General features: G+C 39.4%; 17 protein-coding genes and 1 pseudogene. 2 read left to right on the top strand and 16 right to left on the bottom strand.

Translation table 11 applies throughout. The annotated features are described in order from the left end of the window. Window positions 1–300: 300 nt before the first annotated feature. Window positions 301–1,227 (top strand): annotated as a pseudogene (locus QM877_RS00535) (transposase). On the opposite strand, the gene QM877_RS00530 reads toward QM877_RS00535, so the two are convergent. The 15 genes from QM877_RS00530 to QM877_RS00460 form a co-directional block, all read right to left on the bottom strand. Beyond that, complete coding sequence (locus tag QM877_RS00530; RefSeq protein WP_414317232.1) at window positions 1,186–2,172, bottom strand: PhoH family protein; 987 nt, start codon at window positions 2,170–2,172, stop codon at window positions 1,186–1,188. The pseudogene QM877_RS00535 and the gene QM877_RS00530 overlap by 42 nt on opposite strands. A gap of 154 nt (window positions 2,173–2,326) precedes the next feature. Next, window positions 2,327–2,542, bottom strand: coding sequence for a YozE family protein (locus QM877_RS00525; protein ID WP_414294210.1), 216 nt, complete (start codon window positions 2,540–2,542; stop codon window positions 2,327–2,329). 8 nt (window positions 2,543–2,550) lie between these two features. Continuing rightward, window positions 2,551–3,405, bottom strand: a complete 855-nt coding sequence (cvfB, locus tag QM877_RS00520; protein WP_414317231.1) for an RNA-binding virulence regulatory protein CvfB — start codon at window positions 3,403–3,405, stop codon at window positions 2,551–2,553. Between the two features lie 58 nt (window positions 3,406–3,463). Continuing rightward, window positions 3,464–4,021, bottom strand: a complete 558-nt coding sequence (frr, locus tag QM877_RS00515) for a ribosome recycling factor (protein WP_414317230.1) — start codon at window positions 4,019–4,021, stop codon at window positions 3,464–3,466. A 9-nt stretch (window positions 4,022–4,030) separates the two neighbouring features. Continuing rightward, on the bottom strand, window positions 4,031–4,765 hold the full coding sequence (pyrH, locus tag QM877_RS00510) for a UMP kinase (RefSeq protein WP_000433488.1): 735 nt from the start codon (window positions 4,763–4,765) through the stop codon (window positions 4,031–4,033). Between the two features lie 86 nt (window positions 4,766–4,851). Next, entirely contained in the window at window positions 4,852–6,186 is a 1,335-nt protein-coding gene (gene trmFO / locus QM877_RS00505) for a methylenetetrahydrofolate--tRNA-(uracil(54)-C(5))-methyltransferase (FADH(2)-oxidizing) TrmFO (protein WP_414317229.1), read from the bottom strand. A gap of 134 nt (window positions 6,187–6,320) precedes the next feature. Next, the gene (gene rsmI / locus QM877_RS00500) at window positions 6,321–7,199 is read right to left on the bottom strand and encodes a 16S rRNA (cytidine(1402)-2'-O)-methyltransferase (RefSeq protein ID WP_414317228.1); all 879 of its coding nucleotides are present in this window, start codon (window positions 7,197–7,199) and stop codon (window positions 6,321–6,323) included. Window positions 7,200–7,201: 2 nt separating this feature from the next. Next, window positions 7,202–7,519, bottom strand: coding sequence for a DNA replication initiation control protein YabA (yabA, locus tag QM877_RS00495; protein WP_070461008.1), 318 nt, complete (start codon window positions 7,517–7,519; stop codon window positions 7,202–7,204). 29 nt (window positions 7,520–7,548) lie between these two features. After that, the gene (locus QM877_RS00490; protein WP_414317227.1) at window positions 7,549–8,439 is read right to left on the bottom strand and encodes a DNA polymerase III subunit delta'; all 891 of its coding nucleotides are present in this window, start codon (window positions 8,437–8,439) and stop codon (window positions 7,549–7,551) included. Then, window positions 8,436–9,074, bottom strand: a complete 639-nt coding sequence (gene tmk, locus QM877_RS00485; RefSeq protein WP_414317226.1) for a dTMP kinase — start codon at window positions 9,072–9,074, stop codon at window positions 8,436–8,438. The genes QM877_RS00490 and tmk overlap by 4 nt, the downstream gene beginning before the upstream one ends. Window positions 9,075–9,192: 118 nt before the next feature. Further along, a complete protein-coding gene (gene proC, locus QM877_RS00480) occupies window positions 9,193–9,990 on the bottom strand; it encodes a pyrroline-5-carboxylate reductase (protein WP_414317225.1) in 798 nt (265 codons plus the stop codon). Between the two features lie 3 nt (window positions 9,991–9,993). Continuing rightward, on the bottom strand, window positions 9,994–11,256 hold the full coding sequence (locus QM877_RS00475) for a glutamate-5-semialdehyde dehydrogenase (protein ID WP_414317224.1): 1,263 nt from the start codon (window positions 11,254–11,256) through the stop codon (window positions 9,994–9,996). A 9-nt stretch (window positions 11,257–11,265) separates the two neighbouring features. After that, window positions 11,266–12,375, bottom strand: coding sequence for a glutamate 5-kinase (proB, locus tag QM877_RS00470; protein WP_414317223.1), 1,110 nt, complete (start codon window positions 12,373–12,375; stop codon window positions 11,266–11,268). Window positions 12,376–13,224: 849 nt separating this feature from the next. Further along, window positions 13,225–14,421, bottom strand: a complete 1,197-nt coding sequence (gene tuf / locus QM877_RS00465) for an elongation factor Tu (protein WP_001040718.1) — start codon at window positions 14,419–14,421, stop codon at window positions 13,225–13,227. A 515-nt stretch (window positions 14,422–14,936) separates the two neighbouring features. After that, window positions 14,937–16,046 (bottom strand): AI-2E family transporter, encoded by a 1,110-nt coding sequence (locus QM877_RS00460; RefSeq protein ID WP_371560847.1) that lies wholly within the window; start codon window positions 16,044–16,046, stop codon window positions 14,937–14,939. A 105-nt stretch (window positions 16,047–16,151) separates the two neighbouring features. Here QM877_RS00460 and pbp3 point away from each other — a divergent pair, with 105 nt between their 5' ends. Then, on the top strand, window positions 16,152–17,393 hold the full coding sequence (gene pbp3, locus QM877_RS00455; protein ID WP_414317222.1) for a D-alanyl-D-alanine carboxypeptidase PBP3: 1,242 nt from the start codon (window positions 16,152–16,154) through the stop codon (window positions 17,391–17,393). A gap of 28 nt (window positions 17,394–17,421) precedes the next feature. On the opposite strand, the gene QM877_RS00450 is transcribed toward pbp3, so the two are convergent. Beyond that, entirely contained in the window at window positions 17,422–18,819 is a 1,398-nt protein-coding gene (locus QM877_RS00450; protein WP_414317221.1) for an APC family permease, read from the bottom strand. Between the last annotated feature and the right edge of the window lie 179 nt (window positions 18,820–18,998).

Raw genomic sequence — 18,998 nt, 5'->3', positions numbered from 1 at the left:
TATTTAACTTCCAATAGATAGAAAACTTTAACTTTGCTAGCCTTTGTTATAAAAAGTTTTACTAAGTATTATCTAGGAAATAGAGTAGTACATTTATATATAATTGTTAGCTCTCTGAAAAATAGTATATCAATTAAAAAAATTTAAGTCAAGAAAAAATTAATACAGGTTAATTTTTTTATTAATGTGTGTTAATTTTATAGAGTCCAAAACTTTCGTAGTTAACTGAGATACATTATAGGCACATTCACACTATCAAAAATAGTAGGAATCAAGTTGAACCACTAAAATCATTTAAGTTTGGAAGTAAATCATTCCTACGATATTCCATCAACTCACGAAGCGAGAATGATTAGCCTATTTGTTGACAATATCCCTAGTCAAATATTACTGAAATAGACCTCTCACACTGGTCGCCCTGCCTTTCGTCCAACCATGCTCATGAAGATGACCATATTCGCTTATGGTCGTCAAGTGTTCTTGGGACGTAAAATCGTTCAATTGAACGAAGAAATCATTCCCATGAAATGGTTGAGCCAAGATACCTATGTTAGCTATAAAACGATTAATAATTTCCGCTCCAGTAAACATGCCAACAACCTAATCAAAATTGACTAAAAAGTACTAAACGAGCACAGATAACCCAATGAACTGGGAATATCTTGAGGACACGGACCAGTTTATAAAGCCCGACGGACTAGTTTATTCCTTTAAGAACTACTCTAGTCGAACTGATAAGTATGGCTTTCAACGAGATTTCAAGATTTATGAGGCGAATAAAATTCAAGATACTCCTGAGTTAGAACAGTTGGCTAAAACAGATAGTGGAAATCAGAAACAAATCCATTATAATCAAACTTGGAATTACTTTAAGGAACTCCTTACGCAAACATTACATAGTGAAGAAAGCTTTCAAATTTATGCCAAACGGAAAATTGATGTTGAACCCGTTTTTGGTAGTTTTCGGCGTGCGCAGAGTGCATGTCAGAGGTAGACAAGCTGTCGCAACAGAGATAGGATTCATCTTTATGAGCATGAATCTCACCAAATTGGCAAAGAATCTAGCATCTAAAACGTTCACCTATTCAAAAACCACACAGTGTTTCTTTCAGCTTGATTGTATTCAAGACTGAAATCACTGTGTGGTTTTATTTAGAAGCTAGTTTTTGCCTAGGTCCTTTTTCCTTATTCTCTTTCTTCTTCACTTTCTTCAGCTTTGACAGGTAGGGGTTCATAGGCTCTGATAATTTGAGCTACAACTGGGTGGCGAACCACATCCTTGGCTGAGAAATGAACAAAGTCAATTTGGTGAATGTTCTTGAGTTTTTCCTGGGCATCAATCAAACCTGACTTGACATTACGAGGTAGGTCAATCTGGCTAATATCCCCATTGACAATCATTTTCGAGTTAAATCCAAGACGGGTCAAGAACATCTTCATCTGCATGATGGTTGTATTTTGCGCTTCATCCAAGATAACGAAGGCATCATCCAAGGTACGTCCACGCATATAGGCCAAAGGTGCAATCTCAATAATTTCTCTCTCCATGAGACGGGTTGTTTGGTCTTTCCCTAAGATCTGATATAAAGCATCATAAACTGGACGAAGATAAGGATCAACCTTTTCCTTGAGATCTCCTGGAAGAAATCCTAAGCTCTCCCCTGCTTCTACCGCAGGACGTGTCAAAATGATACGCTTGACTTGCCCACGCTTGAGAGCTGTTACGGCTAAGGTCACTGCTAGGAAGGTTTTACCTGTCCCTGCCGGCCCAATACCAAAGGTCACATCGTGTTGTTTGACACTATCCACATAAAGCTTTTGACCCAAGGTTTTAACACGGATAGGCTTGCCTGTATTATCCTTGATAATTTCTTCTTCATAGAGGGCGACAAACTTATCGATCTCATTATTCTTAACCATGGTAAGGGCTGTCACCACATCCGGAGTTCCAACAGTCATTCCACGATTGACCAAGACCATCAAGGCTTGGATAACTTGGCGGGCTTCCTCACAAGCCGACTCCTCCCCCAAGACTTGTACAATCTCTGTACGAGCGTGGATGATGACACCTAACTCATCCTCCATCAAACGAAGGTGGCGCTCATTAGAACCAAAAAGATGAAATAAATCATCTGGATGACTAAGCTGAATGTCTATTGAATGTTCCTTCAAATAAAGAACCTCTCTAACTCTTTTAATTTTATATAATGTTTCGTTTACTTTTAGTAGTTAAAAAGTCGATTAGAAGCTAGTAAAAATTAAACTGAATGACTATATTATAGCAAATAGGCTGAGAAATTACTATCCCCAACCCCATCTAGTAGCCTTAATGTTCTAGATATTCTTGCCAAATTCGATCAAACTCTCCCATATTAAAGGAAAAGCTAGCATGTTCCTCTAAAAAACGACTGACTTGATCGAAATCATCTGTATGCTTTGGGAAGCCAGACTCCTCAAAAGCCAAATCCGCTAAAATTGCTTTTGAACTATTGCTTTTAGGATTGCGTTCGGTCATCAGCCAAGTATAAAATGATTTTCTCATAAGCCTCCCTAGATTAGTTCCGTACCAAACTGGTCTTGTTTAATTTTACCAGCTTTCATTAAACCACCAAGTGCTTTTTTAAATTGACCTTTAGAAATACCAAAGGTAGCCTTGATATCATCTGGCGCTGACTTGTCATTCAGGGTCATGAAGCCACCATTGCTTTCCAAGTAAGTTAAAATCATCTGGGCATCATTTTCCAACATCTCAAAAGAACGTGGTTTTAGTGAAAGATTAAGTGTGCGGTCCACCTCACGGAAGCCAATAACACGTACATCTAACACTTGCCCCAAACGTGGCTCTGCATATCGCTCACTCGGATGGATAAAACCAAGCATGTTGTTCTCTGGTAAATAGACGAAGGTTCCTGATAATTTGAGACGATATACAATTGCAGGCCAGTTTTGGTTCTGCATGTTATTGTAGGCAGGACGTGCCAATCGTTGGAAGTCTTCCTGAAAAGCCAAAACTCCCCAGATACGGTCCTTCTTGTCTACTTCTAGACGGATGTATAAACGATCGCCCTTCTTAGGCCAGAGCTCTTTAAGTTCAGGAAGAATATCTAGTGACACAACGATTTCCTTGTCAGGAAGTCCTGTATCGACAAAAACACCCAGGTCCTTACGAACCTCTGTTACGGTTCCCCAACCAAATTGTTCCTGAGTTGCAGTCACTTCTGTAGTAGTGAGGCGCAATTTTTGCTTCATATCTGTGTAAGCAAAACCTTTGACCGTATCACCAACTGTATGCTGACCTTCTTCTTTAGCTAGGGCATATGTTTGACCATCCTTTTGAACAAAGTAAAAACGGTCATTTTCATCGATGATGAGTCCAACGATAAAACTTGCAAGATTTGTATTCATGTTTCCTTCTTTCGAATAAAACTCAGCCAGCAATGCCAACTGAGTTTTTCTGTTTATTTTAAACTTCCAACAATTCTTTTTCTTTGTTAGCAGTCATAGTATCGATGTGTTTAACAGCATCGTCTGTTGCTTTTTGAATATCTTTTTCAAGAGTCTTCAATTCGTCTTCAGTAATTTCTTTTGCTTTTTCTTGTTTCTTAGCCTCGTCCATAGCATCACGACGGATATTACGGATAGCAACTTTAGCATTTTCACCGACTTTTTTCACTTCTTTAGCAAGATCGCGACGAGTTTCTTCTGTAAGAGCTGGGATTACCAAGCGAATAACAGAACCATCGTTAGCTGGTGTGATACCTAGGTCTGAAGCATTCAAAGCACGTTCGATATCTTTCAAAGATGATTTGTCAAATGGTGTTACCAACAAAACACGCGCTTCTGGGATTGTGATAGAAGCAATTTGGTTAAGTGGTGTTTCAACACCATAGTACTCAACGTGGATGCGGTCAAGCAAGCTAGCATTAGCACGGCCAGCACGAATACTTCCAAACTCACGAGCAAGTGAGTGGTGAGATTGGGTCATTCTCTCTTTCGCTTTTTCTACGATTGCGTTTGCCATAATGATTTCTTATTCCTTTTCTTCGATATTATTTGAAACTGTAGTTCCGATATTTTCACCAAATACAACACGTTTAATATTTCCTGGTTGGTTCATGTTGAAAACTACCAAGTCAATATCATTATCCATTGAAAGTGTAGAAGCTGTTGAGTCCATGATACGAAGCCCTTTGTTAATGACATCACGGTGAGTCAATTCTTCAAATTTAACGGCTGTCTTATCTTTTTTAGGATCAGCATTGTAGACACCATCAACCCCATTCTTAGCCATCAAGATAGCGTCCGCTTCAATTTCAGCTGCACGAAGGGCTGCTGTTGTATCTGTTGAGAAGTATGGTGAACCAATTCCCGCACCAAAGATAACAATGCGTCCTTTTTCAAGATGACGAAGGGCACGACCACGAACGTAAGGTTCTGCTACCTGTTGCATGGCAATGGCTGTTTGAACACGTGTATCAACACCAACTTGTTGCAATGAATCTGCCATCACAAGAGCATTCATAACGGTTCCAAGCATTCCTGTATAGTCTGCTTGTACACGATCCATTCCAGCTTCCGCAGCAGGTTCTCCACGCCAGAGATTTCCTCCTCCGATTACGAGAGCAATCTCAATACCTAAGTTATGTACTTCTTGAATTTCTTGAGCCATTGCTTGAACTGTTTTGATATCAATTCCGACACCACGTTCGCCAGCAAGGGCCTCACCTGATAACTTAATCAAAATACGTTTATATTTGGGTTCCACCTGACTTCGCTCCTTTATTTTATTCAAACTATTTTATCACATTTTTTGAGAATTTTATAGTCTCATGAGTTATTCTTTTGAAAATTTTAAACGGATAAAAACTTTTCCAAATCAGCCAAAGCACGCTCTGCAATTTTTTCATAACGAGCCTTCTTATCACGAATGCGGTCTCCTTCCAATTCCTTGATAATTCCGAAATTGACGTTCATTGGCTGGAAGTGTTTGCTGTCCGCATGGGTGATGTAATGAGCCAGACTTCCAATTGCCGTTGTCTCTGGGAAAATAGTCTCGCTTTCGCCCTTGAAAAGACGAGCTGCGTTAATACCAGCTACTAGACCTGATGCCGCTGACTCAACATAACCTTCCACACCCGTCATCTGACCAGCAAAGAATAGATTTGGCTGTTTCTTAGAACGATAAGTCTGCTCAAGAAGATTTGGTGAATCCATGTAGGAATTACGGTGCATGACTCCATAGCGAACAAACTCAGCGTTTTCAAGACCTGGAATCATTTGGAAGACACGTTTTTGTTCTCCCCATTTAAGGTGAGTTTGAAATCCAACGATATTGTAAAGACTACCTGCCGCATTATCCTGACGGAGCTGGACAACCGCATAAGGTGTTTTAAATTCTCCATCACGAGGACCTGTGTAGTCGTCTGGGTACTCCAGACCGACTGGTTTCATAGGACCGTAGAGCATGGTTTTGATACCACGCTTTGCCATGACTTCGATAGGCATACAGCCTTCAAAGTACTTTTCTTTTTCAAAAGAATTTAACGGAGCTTCTTCCGCATTGACCAATGCTTCATGAAAATCCATAAACTCTTGTTTGGTCATAGGAGCATTGAGATAGGCTGCTTCTCCCTTATCATAACGAGATTTGAGATAAACCTTGTTCATATCAATCGTATTAACATCCACAATAGGCGCTGCAGCATCGTAGAAATAAAAACCGTCACCGCCATTAAGTGCGTGAATTTTCTCAGCAAGGGCATCACTAGTCAAAGGACCAGTCGCTACAACTGTAATAGCATCTGTTGGCAATTCTGTAATTTCGTCACGTACCACTTCAATCAAGGGATGATTGGCAATTTTTTCAGTGACCATTTGAGAAAAACCATCACGGTCAACCGCGAGAGCACCACCAGCAGGAACACGTGTTGCTTCTGCCGATTCCAAGATAAGAGAACCTAGGCGACGCATTTCTTCTTTGAGGAGGCCTACAGCATTTGTAAGAGCATCTCCACGCAAGGAATTAGAACACACTAATTCTGCAAAATTGTCAGTTTTGTGTTGCGGTGTTGACTTGACACCACGCATTTCATAAAGTTTAACTGGAATACCACGCTCTGCGATTTGGTAGGCTGCTTCAGAACCTGCCAAACCAGCACCGATAACATTGATATAAGATTGAGACACGACACTAATACCTCTTTGGATGAAACTTAAGTTCATTACAGAACAAGTCACTAGACTGTTTGACACCCACAAATCTTTCTATTTTTTTCTCCTTCTAGTATAACAAAAAAAGGGAAGAAGGCAAACTTCCCTGTCTAGTTGTTTTCCTGATGTTCTTCCCATTCGTGGTAGGCAGCATAGAGCTGGCTTTTGTTCCACTGGTATATTTTCGCAACTTCCTTAATAGCTTGATTTTTCTTCATACCTTGCTGGATACGCTCTTGAATTTCAGAAAATAAATCCTCTTCATCCTTATCCTCTACATCCTGACTAGCACCTTCTACAATGAGAAGGCATTCGCCTTTGAGCGGTGTTTCAGCGATGCTTTCCAGTAATTCTGAAATTTTTCCACGTTGGTATTCTTCATAAATCTTAGTCAATTCTCGAACCAAGACAACCGAGCGATCACCGTAAACTTCTAGCATATTTTCCAGCGTATCTGCCACACGGTGGGGTGATTCATAGAAAATCTGAGTCTCTGGATAAGCTTTTTTCGCTTCGAAAAATTGCTTTTGTTGGCCTGATTTTCGTGGTAAGAAACCATAAAAAGTGTGAGGTTGGGGTGCTAAACCACTAGCAATCAAGGCAGAAATCCCAGCACTAGCTCCTGGAACTGTGACAACCGCGATGTCTTCTTCAATAGCAGCCTTGACCAAATCATGACCTGGGTCGGAAATGCTAGGCATCCCTGCATCAGATACTTGGGCAAGATTTTGACCTTGCTTCAACAATTCGATCAAATCAGGAATTTTTTCCTTGGCATTATGCTCGTGAAAACTGATTTGCTTGGTTGAGATTTCAAAATGCTTGAGCAAAAGTCCAGTATTACGAGTATCTTCAGCAGCAATCCAGTCAACCTCCTTCAAGGTCTGAATGGCACGGAAAGTCATATCTTCTAGATTACCAATCGGCGTTGCGACTAGATAAAGCTTGCCATAGGGAGATTGTCCCTTAAAACTCTTTTGAATCTGCATACTTACTCCCTAAACAACAGTTCATCACAGAACATACATTCTGCATCCTGCTCTCGACGTTGGCCATAAAAATCACGGCAAACATGAAAACCGTCCTCATAAATGCGACGAACATTTTCCCGCACATGTTTAGTTTTGGATGGAGTTGTCTCCTCGACTTCTCCCAATCGTTCTCTCAGTTTATCATTTTCTAAACGAAGAGCTGTATTTTCCTCTACCAGACTCTTGAGATTTTTCTTGATAGCTTCGACGTCTGCCAATGTTACCAACAATTGCTGTGAAAAGTCATCTAAAGCATCAAATAATTCTTTTTTATTCATTACAGCCCTTTCTATAATCTATCTTCACTTTAATTTTTTTGTAAAACCAGGTATTCCAAAGCGTTTTGAAAGCTGACATTGGCCCGCCACATTTTTCGAGCTTGAATGAGATGTTGCAAGATGTTCCGAGCTGAAACGTTGAAAATCTCCTGACCAGCTAATACTTCTAAAACCCTGATCACCTGATCTTGCTTTTCTTTATCATCAGCCAAACTCGTTAATTTTGCAACCTGCAAATAGGATTCTTTTTTATGGGCCAAAAGCCAAGCAAAGAGGCGTTCACTTTCATTGACCAAGGTCCAAAAACTTGCTTGATGGACAAGCTTATCAGCCTCTCCCTGCGATTGACTAAACTGAGCCAATAGCTTAGCTTTATTTTTTACTAAACCAGCCTCTTCAAGCTGAGATATTAGAGTTGAGACTTGCTTCTTAAATTGGAAAATCTGTGTCCGACTTCGAATCGTTGGCAACATTTGTTCCTCATCATCAGTCAAAAAGAATATGTAGATTTCGCTCTGTGGTTCTTCAATAACCTTTAAAAGAGAATTTGCAGCATTCACATGCATTTTTTCCGCTTGTTCGATAATAAAAACCTGACGTTGATTTTCAATACCAGACTGGGAAAATTGACCAACTAATTCTCGAATACGTTCCGTCTTAATGACTTGATTCAGAGGTTTAATGATGGTCACATCAGGAAACTCTTCCTGCTCAATCAATTTACAATTCCGACATTTTTCACAAGGAAAAATACCAGTTTTCTCACTACAAAAGAGACTTTTAGACAAGAAAAGGGCCATCTCTAAACTTCCAAAATTACCTGAAAAGAGATAGGCGTGATTGAGTTGCCCTTGCTCCAAGATATGAACAAAACGTTCAAATTGTAGAGGTTGACAAGCTCTTAATTGCTCTTGTTTCATCTCCTTAATCCCATCCTGTCAAAAAGTAGTTGCTGCGTATTTTCAATCACTTGATCAAGAGGTAGACTAGCATCAATTTTTACAATGCGGTCTGTTTCCTTTTCCAAAAGAGATAGATAACCCTGACGAACTTTTCGGTGTAGATCCAGACCTTCCATGTCCAAACGATTGACCTCCCGATCACTGTTGGCAGCAATACGTGCCAGCCCCTCTTCGACCTCAATGTCAAAATAAAGAGTCAAATCAGGTTTTAGTCCATCTGTCGCAAACTTATTAAGCCAATCAATAGCTTCTATATCTAAACCACGCCCAAAGCCCTGATAGGCAACAGAACTATCGATAAAGCGATCCATGATAACCAGTTTTCCAGCTGCAAGTGCTGGTAAGACCTTTTCCACCAAGTGTTGTCGACGACTAGCAATATAGAGGAGAAGCTCAGTCTTAGGATCCATTTCAGTATGACTAGGATCTAGGATAACTTCTCGAATTTTTTCTCCAATTAAGACCCCACCTGGTTCACGGGTTGTTAAAACTTCCACTCCCCTATCTTCTAATATAGGGATTAGAGCTTCAAGAACGCTTGTTTTTCCTGCTCCCTCTGGTCCCTCAAGAGAGACTAAAAATCCTTTTGACATGTCTGACTCATTTCTATTTTTCTCTCTTCTATTCTATCAAAAAAATGGGGATTTGTGAAAAGCTTTTTTCATTTCGCTCTTTGTAATAAAAAAGAGGTTGAGTTTTATTGCTCACCTCTTATTTGCCTAATTCTTGAGTTTTTTTGAAGGCTTGGTTGACAGCATCCATAACGGTTCCTCTAAAAGCATGTTCTTCTAGACTTGCTACACCAGCAATGGTTGAACCACCTGGACTGCAAACTTGATCTTTCAGGACTCCAGGATGTTGCTGACTTTCTAGGACCATTTGACCTGCACCAACTACTGTTTGAGCCGCCATTTTCAGAGCCATTTCTCGTGGCAATCCTGTCTGAACACCTGCATCCGCCAAGGCTTCGATAAAGAGATAGACAAAGGCTGGTCCACAGCCTGCAAGCCCTGTCGCAGCATCTATTAAAGTATCGCTTAATTCAACTAACTGGCCAGCATTAGCTAAGAGATGACAAAAAAGTTGTTTGTCTTCTGGATGACAATTTGCAGACATAGCATAACTAATTACTCCTTGCCCAATAGCAACAGGTGTATTAGGCATAATACGAATAATCCTATGGTAACTTGGAAGAAGACTAGCAAGTTTTTCCAAGGTCAAACCAGCTGCCATAGAAATCAAAAGAAGACTTTCTCGTTTCTCAAGGATTGACTGATATTGAGTAAGCAGTTCTGAGAACTGTGCTGGTTTAACTCCTAGAAAAATCACATCTGATTCTGCAAAGATTTCGTCATTGCTAGAAGCCAGACCACCATAATTGGCAATAAAAGTATCCACCTTAGCTTGACTACGATTAGCAAGGAGAATCTGATGAATCGTTTTTGCCTGCAAGACAGCCTTAGCCAAACTAGCTCCCATATTCCCCAAGCCGATAAATCCAATCTTCATCTCTTACTCCCTTATCTGTCCATCACCAGTAACCACATATTTGTAGCTGGTCAATTCCTTCAATCCCATTGGACCACGCGCATGCAATTTCTGAGTAGAAATCCCCATTTCACAACCCAGACCAAATTGGCCACCATCTGTGAAACGAGTTGAAGCATTGACATAAACCGCTGCCGAGTCCACTTGATCTGTAAAGTAAGCTATAGCATCAGCATTTTCAGTCACAATCGCATCCGAATGATGGGTGCTGTGGGCTTCGATATGCTCTACAGCTTTCTCAAGGCTAGAAACTACTTTAACAGCTAATACATAGTCTAAAAACTCAGTGTCAAAGTCTTGAGCCTCAGCAGGTAGACCTGAAATAAATTGCATTGCTTTGCTATCTAGGCGGAATTGAATCGGTTCCAACCCTGCTTCCTTTCGCTCTGCAACCAGCATCTGCTCCAAACGAGTAAGGAAGCTTGCCGCCTTGTCTTGATGAACAAGCAGCACTTCCATGGCATTGCAGACTGAAGGACGACTAGTTTTAGCGTTATTGATAATAGACAGTGCCTTGTCTTCATCCGCATCTTTGTCAACGTAGACATGAACAATCCCTGTACCTGTTTCGATAACTGGCACAATAGCATTCTCAACGACAGCATTAATCAAACCAGCCCCCCCACGAGGAATGAGAAGGTCTAGATAACCCTTAGCCTTCATCATGGCATAACTACTTTCACGGCTGGTATCTTCTACTAATTGAATGACGTCTGGATGAATGGTAGTAATCTCCAAGCCCTTCTTCAAGGCTGTGACAATGGCATGAGCTGTTTGATAGGCATCCTTACCACTACGAAGAACGACCGCATTCCCACTCTTGAGAGCCAAAGCTGCTGCGTCAGACGTCACATTTGGACGACTTTCATAGATAATACCGATGACTCCCATAGCCACACGTTTCTTGGTGATAACCAAGCCATTTTCAAGCTGACTTCTTTCTAGGACTTCACCAATTGGGTCTGGTAAAGCAACCACATCACGAATGCCTGCTGCCATCGCTTGGATACGACCTGCATCCAAATAAAGACGATCGAGCATAACATCTGAGATTTTGCCTTTGGCTACTTCCATATCGCGAGCATTGGCCGCTAAAATCTCCTCAGTAGCTGCTAATAAGTGATTAGCCATGGCTAGCAAGGCTTGGTTTTTCACCTCTTCACTAGCTGTATTAATCGACTTTTTAACAGCCTGTACCTGTTCAAATTGTTCTTGTGTACTTACCATAGTTTACCTCTAAAATTCTGTAAAGAGTAGTTGGATTTCAGGAGTGATAGAAATCCAGTCATCACGGTGAATCAGGACTCCCTTGGCTTTTTGAGAACGAAGGACATCTTTAAGTCCCGATGCACCTAACTGTACTCTACCTTTTCCAAGTGATTTTCCAGTTTCCTTATCAAATACCGTTACAATATCACCATAAGAAAAATTGCTCTCAACATCTACAACCCCTGATAAAAGGAGACTCTTTCCATGTTGAGAGAGGGCTTCTGCCGCCCCTTTATCAACCCAAATAGAACCTTGACTCTGAGCATAAAAGGCCAGCCATTGTTTCTGGGTACGAAGTCCCTTTTCTTGTGCAACAAAGAAAGAACCATCAAGAGTTTCTTCAGCTGCTTCAATTAAAGCATCAGGTTTCAAGGAAGAACAGATATAAACGGGAACACCTGACTCTGTCGCAATGGTCGCTGCCTTTATCTTAGTCAGCATGCCACCAGTTCCATTAGATGATCCTGATCCACCAGCCATATCAATAATTTCACGATTGATGGTCTCAATTCTCTCCAGACGTTTAGCTCTTGGATCCGAGTTAGGATTACCAGTATAAAGACCGTCTACATCTGTTAAGAGGACCAAAAGATCTGCCTGCACCATTGCAGCTACCTGAGCACTGAGCGTATCATTATCCCCGACCTTGAGCTCATCAATAACGACACTGTCATTTTCATTGATAATAGGAATCGCACCACGATTAAGCAGAACTGACAAAGCTTGATGGGCATTTTTATAACGTCGCTTATCGACAAAATCATCCTGAGTTAGCAAGATTTGCGCTGAAACAATCTGTCTTAAGAGCAAATTGGTTGTGTATTCTTCCAAAAGCAAACCTTGACCAACTGCAGCTGAAGCCTGCTTATCCGCAATCTTTGTTGGTCGTTTTTTAAATCCTAAGGCTCCGAAACCTGCTGCAACAGCCCCAGAAGACACCAAAATCAGCTCATGACCTGCTTCATGCAGCATTGCAAGCTGTTGTGTGATAGCTTTTACTTTACTGCGAGATAAACTTCCATCTTTATGTGTCAAGGATGAAGTTCCCACTTTAAATACGATACGCTTGTACTTCATATTTTTCTCCAAATTTAATATTTAACCATTTTACCATGATTTTATGAAATTGTAAAAAAGGGGCTCCTTCAAATAAATGTTTTATAACATTTTGTAGTAGATAAATGAACTGCACCTCAAAAGTCAGACAAAAAAAATCTAAGTTTTGGGATGCAGTTCACTTTTCCATTGCTCTTATTTGAACGACAGATTTTTATTTTGCAAAATATGAGGTGTTTTATAGCAGCATTTTAAAACTATAGAAAAACTCTCCAACTATTCTATTATACCATATAAAAAAATATATAAATAGACTTGTTTTTTTCTTTTTTTGACGTATACTAACAATAGAAAGCGCTTTAAATTAAATAAAAGGAGGTTTTATGAGGAAAGTAAATAAGGACATTTTATTCCTAACTGGAATCATAGTTTTATGTTTTGGTTTTTTATTATTTCACATCAACCCTTATTATGCCGAACCCTATGCGACACTGAAAGAAAGGATAAATTTATTCTTTTGGCAACTATATTGGAGACCTATAGGAACTCTCAGTATCTTTTCTGGTTGCATTATGACTTTCAAAGGGTTGAAAAAATAATCTTTTGATCATAAAAATTAAGGACTCTCATTTGAATGCTAAATCTATATATCAAACTCGTTCTAATGAAAATGGGGGCCAAGTGACAACCTCGCTCCAAACTATAGTGTTCTTTATAGTTTGGAGCAAACTGGTCACTTGGAAATGACTCATTAGATAGATCTGGACTTTACCAGATCTATCTTTTTATTTGAAAAAAAAAAGAACCTTGCATAGCAAGATTCTTTTAGTGTCTGACTTAAATAATTGTTCTTCTGGGAACTAAATCGAATTAAGCTTCGATTTCTGTAACCATACCTGAACCAACAGTACGTCCACCCTCACGGATAGAGAATGTAGTACCTTGTTCTACGGCGATTGGGTGGATCAACTCAACGTCGATTGTCACGTTATCACCTGGCATTACCATTTCAGTACCTGCTGGAAGTTCGATTGAACCTGTAACGTCAGTAGTACGGAAGTAGAATTGTGGACGGTAGTTGTTGAAGAATGGAGTGTGACGTCCACCTTCTTCTTTAGTAAGGATGTAAACTTCACCTTTGAATTTAGTGTGTGGGTTGATTGAACCTGGTTTAGCGATAACTTGTCCACGTTCGATTTCGTCACGTTGAACACCACGAAGAAGGACACCTACGTTATCTCCTGCAAGACCTTCGTCAAGTTGTTTACGGAACATTTCAACACCAGTAACAACAGCTTTTTTAGTTTCTTCTTTGATACCAACGATTTCGATTTCATCGTTGACACGAACAGTACCACGGTCGATACGTCCTGAAGCAACTGTACCACGTCCAGTGATTGAGAATACGTCTTCGACTGGAAGAAGCAATGGTTTGTCAGTGTCACGTTCTGGTTCTGGAATGTACTCATCAACAGTGTTCATCAATTCCATGATGATGTCTTCATATTTAGAGTCACCTTCAAGAGCTTTAAGAGCTGAACCTTGGATAACTGGAAGATCGTCACCTGGGAAGTCGTATTCTGAAAGAAGGTCACGGATTTCCATTTCAACCAATTCAAGCAATTCTTCGTCGTCAACCAAGTCGATTTTGTTCATGAAGACAATAAGGTGTTTAACACCAACCTGACGTGAAAGAAGGATGTGCTCACGAGTTTGTGGCATTGGTCCGTCAGTTGAAGCTACTACAAGGATAGCTCCGTCCATTTGAGCGGCACCAGTGATCATGTTTTTAACGTAGTCCGCGTGTCCTGGAGCGTCGATGTGAGCGTAGTGACGTTTTTCAGTTTCGTACTCAACGTGCGCAGTGTTGATTGTGATACCGCGTTCGCGTTCTTCTGGAGCAGCATCGATAGACGCATAGTCTTTAGGTTGGTTAACTGCTGAAGGCAAGCGACGTGCCAAAACAGTTGTGATAGCTGCAGTTAGGGTAGTTTTACCGTGGTCAACGTGTCCGATAGTACCAATGTTAACGTGTGGTTTACTACGATCGTATTTTTCTTTTGCCATTTGAGTAAAAGCCTCCAATAAAATATATTTTATAGATAGACAGTAGGCAATACAGTCTAACTTTCCTTACTATTTTATCAAATTTCAGCTAAATTGCAAGTGTTTTACAAAGTTTTTGTGAATTATTCTTATTCTTGCTCTACTTCCTCTACCAATTTATTTAAAATATCTATATAGTAGATCAAATACAAAACAGTACACTGTGAATTCTAAAAAATGCTAGAAATTGACTTAACTGCTCTAGTAAATTTGTTCAGATTTTATTTCATTTCACTATAAATAGGCTTATTTTGGCAAAAAGCGATAGACCATAAATCAATAACCCAAGTCTGAATTGCCTATTTCCAACCTCGAAAGACTTCAATCATTCAGTTGTTTGCAAAAAATTATGTATAGAAAAATTAAAGTTTCATCATAAGAGATTTGAGAGTTTAAAACCAATAAAAAGATTGATCAACTACAGTGCCAAAGATACTATGATCAAAAAAAGGTCGGGAGCTTTTATCCCGACATCTTTATTCTGATAGATGCTTTTCAACTTCTTGTGCTTCCTTATGATTTTCATACAGTCGCGCTAAGAATTTAGCAATCTCTTTTAAAATGGAATAGGTTGGAACAGCAACAATCATCCCAATCACACCGTAAATATTACTTGATAATAAAAGCAAGACTAAAATAGTAATCGGGTGAACCTTCATAACTCCACCCACGATACGTGGATATAAAATATTTCCATCAACTTGCTGAATAATCAACATATAAATGACAGCAATAATCATTTTATGAGGATCGGTAAAGAGATTTGAGATAATCATTGGAATCAAGCCAATGCTTGGTCCCACATACGGAATCAAATTAGCCAATCCAGAAAAAATGGCGAAGACCAAGGCATATCTTAGACCAATCACACTATAACCGATAAAAGCTAAACATCCAATAATAACTGCGTCAATCGACACTCCACTAATGTAACGAGAAATAGTTGTATTTAGGTTTGTCAATAAACCAGATATGTTCAATTTATCTCGTTTTAATACAGTTCTTTCTAGCATGGGTAAAAATTTATGCCCATCAAGTAGGAAGTAAATCAAGAAGACTGGTGTCATGATGATAATCAATACAGTGCTTACGAGTGCAGATAGAACACTTCCAACACTATTTGTCACACTGTTCAAGATATTTTGCAAAATATCAACATATGAGAGATTTAATTGTTGAATAGTTTGTTGAATATCTAGATTTTGCAGAGCTGGATGTTTTGATAACTCAATGACTAAATCTTGAAGACGACCATAAATGTTTTGACTCGAGTAGATTAGGCTACTCAACTGATTAATCAAAATCGGTAGCAGATAGACAAAACTAAGTACGATTGCACAAATTAAGGCACAAAGGGTTAACAAAATCCCAATGATGCGATTGATTTTGCATTCCTTCTCTAAAAAGATAACAATTGGGTTGGTTAGGTAATACAAAAATCCTCCCAATAAAAAAGGAATCATAATTGTATTCAGCACACTTACAAAGGGTGTGATAATAGCACCCATTTCTCTCCAGAGATAAAAAATTAGGGTTATTAATAGGATTTCAGTTGTCCAGAAGAACAATTTGTTTCTTCGAAACATAAGACACCTCCTCTTTTCCCTATTTTACCATATTTCAAAAAAGATTGATAACCTTCATCAAAAAATCAAGAATATTTTTTGTCTTTGTGATAGAATAAAGTTATTATGAAGAAATTATTTTTAACCTTAATCACATTATTTTTATTCGGTTCGGCTACAACTGTTTCGGCCCAGGATTTTGATGTAGCTGCAAAACATGCTATTGCTGTTGAGGCTAACAGTGGAAAGATTTTATATGAAAAAGATGCTACTCAACCTGTTGAAATAGCTTCTATCAGTAAAATCCTCACTGTTTATCTAGTCTATGAAGCCTTGGAACAAGGGAAAATCACCCTTTCTACTCCTGTAGAAATCTCAGATTATCCCTACCAGCTCACTACCAATTCTGAAGCGAGTAACGTTCCCATGGAAGCTCGTAACTACACAGTAGAGGAATTGCTAGAAGCGACTTTGGTATCTAGCGCTAACAGTGCTGCTATCGCTTTAGCTGAAAAAATTGCCGGTTCTGAGAAGGACTTTGTAGATATGATGAAGGCCAAACTAGAAGAATGGGGAATCCAAGATGCTACACTCGTCAACACAACCGGCCTCAACAATGAAACTCTCGGCGCTAATATCTATCCTGGTTCTAAGAAAGATGATGAAAACAAATTAAGTGCCTATGATGTAGCTATCGTAGCTCGTAATCTGATTCTCAAGTATCCTCAGGTCTTAGAAATCACTAAGAAGCCTTCTTCTACTTTCGCTGGCATGACCATTAATTCTACCAACTATATGTTGGAGGGAATGCCTGCCTACCGTGGTGGTGTTGACGGACTTAAAACTGGTACGACTGATAAGGCTGGAGCATCCTTTGTAGGTACTACAGTCGAAAAAGGAATGCGCATCATTACTGTTGTTTTAAACGCTAACAACCAAGATACCAATCCATATGCACGCTTTACAGCTACTTCTTCTCTTTTAGATTATATTTCTTCAAACTTTGCTCTCCAGACAATCGTCAAGCAGGGTGAAAGTTATGAGGATAGTAAAAGTCCTGTTTTAGATGGAAAAGATGACACAGTCACAGCGGTCGCAAAAGAAGATATCAAGATCGTACAACGTCTGGGCAGTCGAGCTCAATCAACTATCACCTATACTGCTGATACTACTGAACACACTGCTCCACTAGAGGCAGGAACTGTCGTTGGACATTTGACTTATGAAGACAAGGATCTAGTTGGTCAAGGATACATTACAACTGACAAACCTAGTTTTGAGATGGTCGCAGAAAAAAATGTCGAAAAAGCCTTCTTCTTAAAAGTTTGGTGGAATCGATTTGTTCGATTTGTTAACGAGAAATTATAAAAAAATCGCGAATTTCGCGATTTTTTCTTTATTCATTTTCAGCTAGAGTTGAATGTTTATAGCCATAAGTAAAGTAAATAAGAATTCCAATTATCAAGGCAATTCCAAATGCCATCCATGTTTCAAGGGTATATTGAAGCATGAATGAGAGGCAGATAAGAATAGACAAGATTGGTAAAAAAGGTACCAGGGGAGTTTTGAACTCGCCCTCTTTTGGCATCCCCTTATCTTTTCTCAATTTGATAATCCCATAGGCTAGGAGAATAAGATAGGCTAAGGTGCAGATATTGAGAAAGGCTGCAATACTTGCAAGTGGAAAGATCCCAGCTGCAATTGCTGAAACAACACCAGTTAAGATAGTTGCATTCTTAGGGACACGACTGGTCTTAGTCACTTGTTTGAAACTCTGAGGCATGAGCCCATCACGTGCCAAACTATAAATCATTCGAGACAAGGCGTAAGTCATGGAAATACATACCGTAATCAAAGTAAAAATAGCAACGAGAGAAACGTAATTAGCTGCCCAACCAATACCGATACTTCTAAGAGCAAAAGCCACTGCATCATCAACATTGAGCTTGCTATAATGAACGATACCTGTCAATATCAATGTAACCAAGGCATACAGAATGGTTACAATGGTTAAGGATAAAACAATCCCACGTGGAATATTCTTTTGTGGACTTTGAATTTCATCAACTGCCATAGAAATGGACTCAAACCCTAAGAATCCAAAGAACATGAGTGAAGCACCTGCCATAATTCCAGTGCTTCCACCATAAATTTGACCAAAACCAAATGGTGCAAAATCTGACCAATTTTCAGGTTTAATGTACCAAATTCCAACTAGGATAAATAAAGCAAGAGCAGAAAATTTTAAAACAACAAGAATAGAATTAAAACGAAGAGCTGCTTTCGAATTTAAAAGTACAACACCTGTAACAAGTAGAATTACTAAAATTGGTAAAAAATCAATATAAGTACCATGTTCAGGATTAAAAGTTCCATTCAAGAGTTGTGGCAAGGAAATTCCATAATGGCTAAGCAAACCTTTAAAATAGGCCGCCCAACCAGAAGCAACACCTGAAACTGCTGTCATAAATTCCATAATGGTTAACCAACCAGCTATCCAGGCTGGAAATTCACCCAAAATTGCATATAAATAACTATAGGCTCCACCCGTTGCAGGAACACGAGAAGCAAATTCTGCAAAAAAGAGAGCAGATAAGGACACACAGATAGCAGAAATTACAATCGATACCACAAGAGCAGGTCCTGCTAGTGTTGCTGCTGCTGTTCCTGTAATCGTAAAAATACCTGTTCCCACCATAGCACCAATTCCCAAGAGAATTAAGTCCCATAGTTTTAAATGGCGGTGCATTTCCGTTTTACCTAGACTAACGTCTTTGGTTCTAAAAATATTCATATTTCATCCCCCACTTTATATGATTGTATTATTTTACCATACAAAAGACTTTTTGTGAATATTTATAAGCATCTTTCGTCAAAAAAACTGAGAGTGGGACAGAAATCGGTAATTCGTTAGAATACGATTTCGTCGTCCCACCTCCGCACAGTTGAGTAGGGCTGTAAAAGCTGATGAAA

Source organism: Streptococcus infantis, assembly GCF_047463655.1.
Taxonomy (GTDB): Bacteria; Bacillota; Bacilli; order Lactobacillales; family Streptococcaceae; genus Streptococcus; species Streptococcus infantis_Z.
This window is presented reverse-complemented; position numbering and strand designations above follow the sequence as displayed.

What these genes read in the sequence shown, in the direction of transcription:
- QM877_RS00525 (WP_414294210.1), bottom strand. Translation starts at nt 2,542, where the DNA reads ATGAGAAAATCATTTTATACTTGGCTGATGACCGAACGCAATCCTAAA.
- cvfB (WP_414317231.1), bottom strand. Translation starts at nt 3,405, where the DNA reads ATGAATACAAATCTTGCAAGTTTTATCGTTGGACTCATCATCGATGAA.
- frr (WP_414317230.1), bottom strand. Translation starts at nt 4,021, where the DNA reads ATGGCAAACGCAATCGTAGAAAAAGCGAAAGAGAGAATGACCCAATCT.
- rsmI (WP_414317228.1), bottom strand. Translation starts at nt 7,199, where the DNA reads ATGCAGATTCAAAAGAGTTTTAAGGGACAATCTCCCTATGGCAAGCTT.
- yabA (WP_070461008.1), bottom strand. Translation starts at nt 7,519, where the DNA reads ATGAATAAAAAAGAATTATTTGATGCTTTAGATGACTTTTCACAGCAA.
- QM877_RS00490 (WP_414317227.1), bottom strand. Translation starts at nt 8,439, where the DNA reads ATGAAACAAGAGCAATTAAGAGCTTGTCAACCTCTACAATTTGAACGT.
- tmk (WP_414317226.1), bottom strand. Translation starts at nt 9,074, where the DNA reads ATGTCAAAAGGATTTTTAGTCTCTCTTGAGGGACCAGAGGGAGCAGGA.
- proC (WP_414317225.1), bottom strand. Translation starts at nt 9,990, where the DNA reads ATGAAGATTGGATTTATCGGCTTGGGGAATATGGGAGCTAGTTTGGCT.
- QM877_RS00475 (WP_414317224.1), bottom strand. Translation starts at nt 11,256, where the DNA reads ATGGTAAGTACACAAGAACAATTTGAACAGGTACAGGCTGTTAAAAAG.
- proB (WP_414317223.1), bottom strand. Translation starts at nt 12,375, where the DNA reads ATGAAGTACAAGCGTATCGTATTTAAAGTGGGAACTTCATCCTTGACA.
- tuf (WP_001040718.1), bottom strand. Translation starts at nt 14,421, where the DNA reads ATGGCAAAAGAAAAATACGATCGTAGTAAACCACACGTTAACATTGGT.
- QM877_RS00460 (WP_371560847.1), bottom strand. Translation starts at nt 16,046, where the DNA reads ATGTTTCGAAGAAACAAATTGTTCTTCTGGACAACTGAAATCCTATTA.
- pbp3 (WP_414317222.1), top strand. Translation starts at nt 16,152, where the DNA reads ATGAAGAAATTATTTTTAACCTTAATCACATTATTTTTATTCGGTTCG.
- QM877_RS00450 (WP_414317221.1), bottom strand. Translation starts at nt 18,819, where the DNA reads ATGAATATTTTTAGAACCAAAGACGTTAGTCTAGGTAAAACGGAAATG.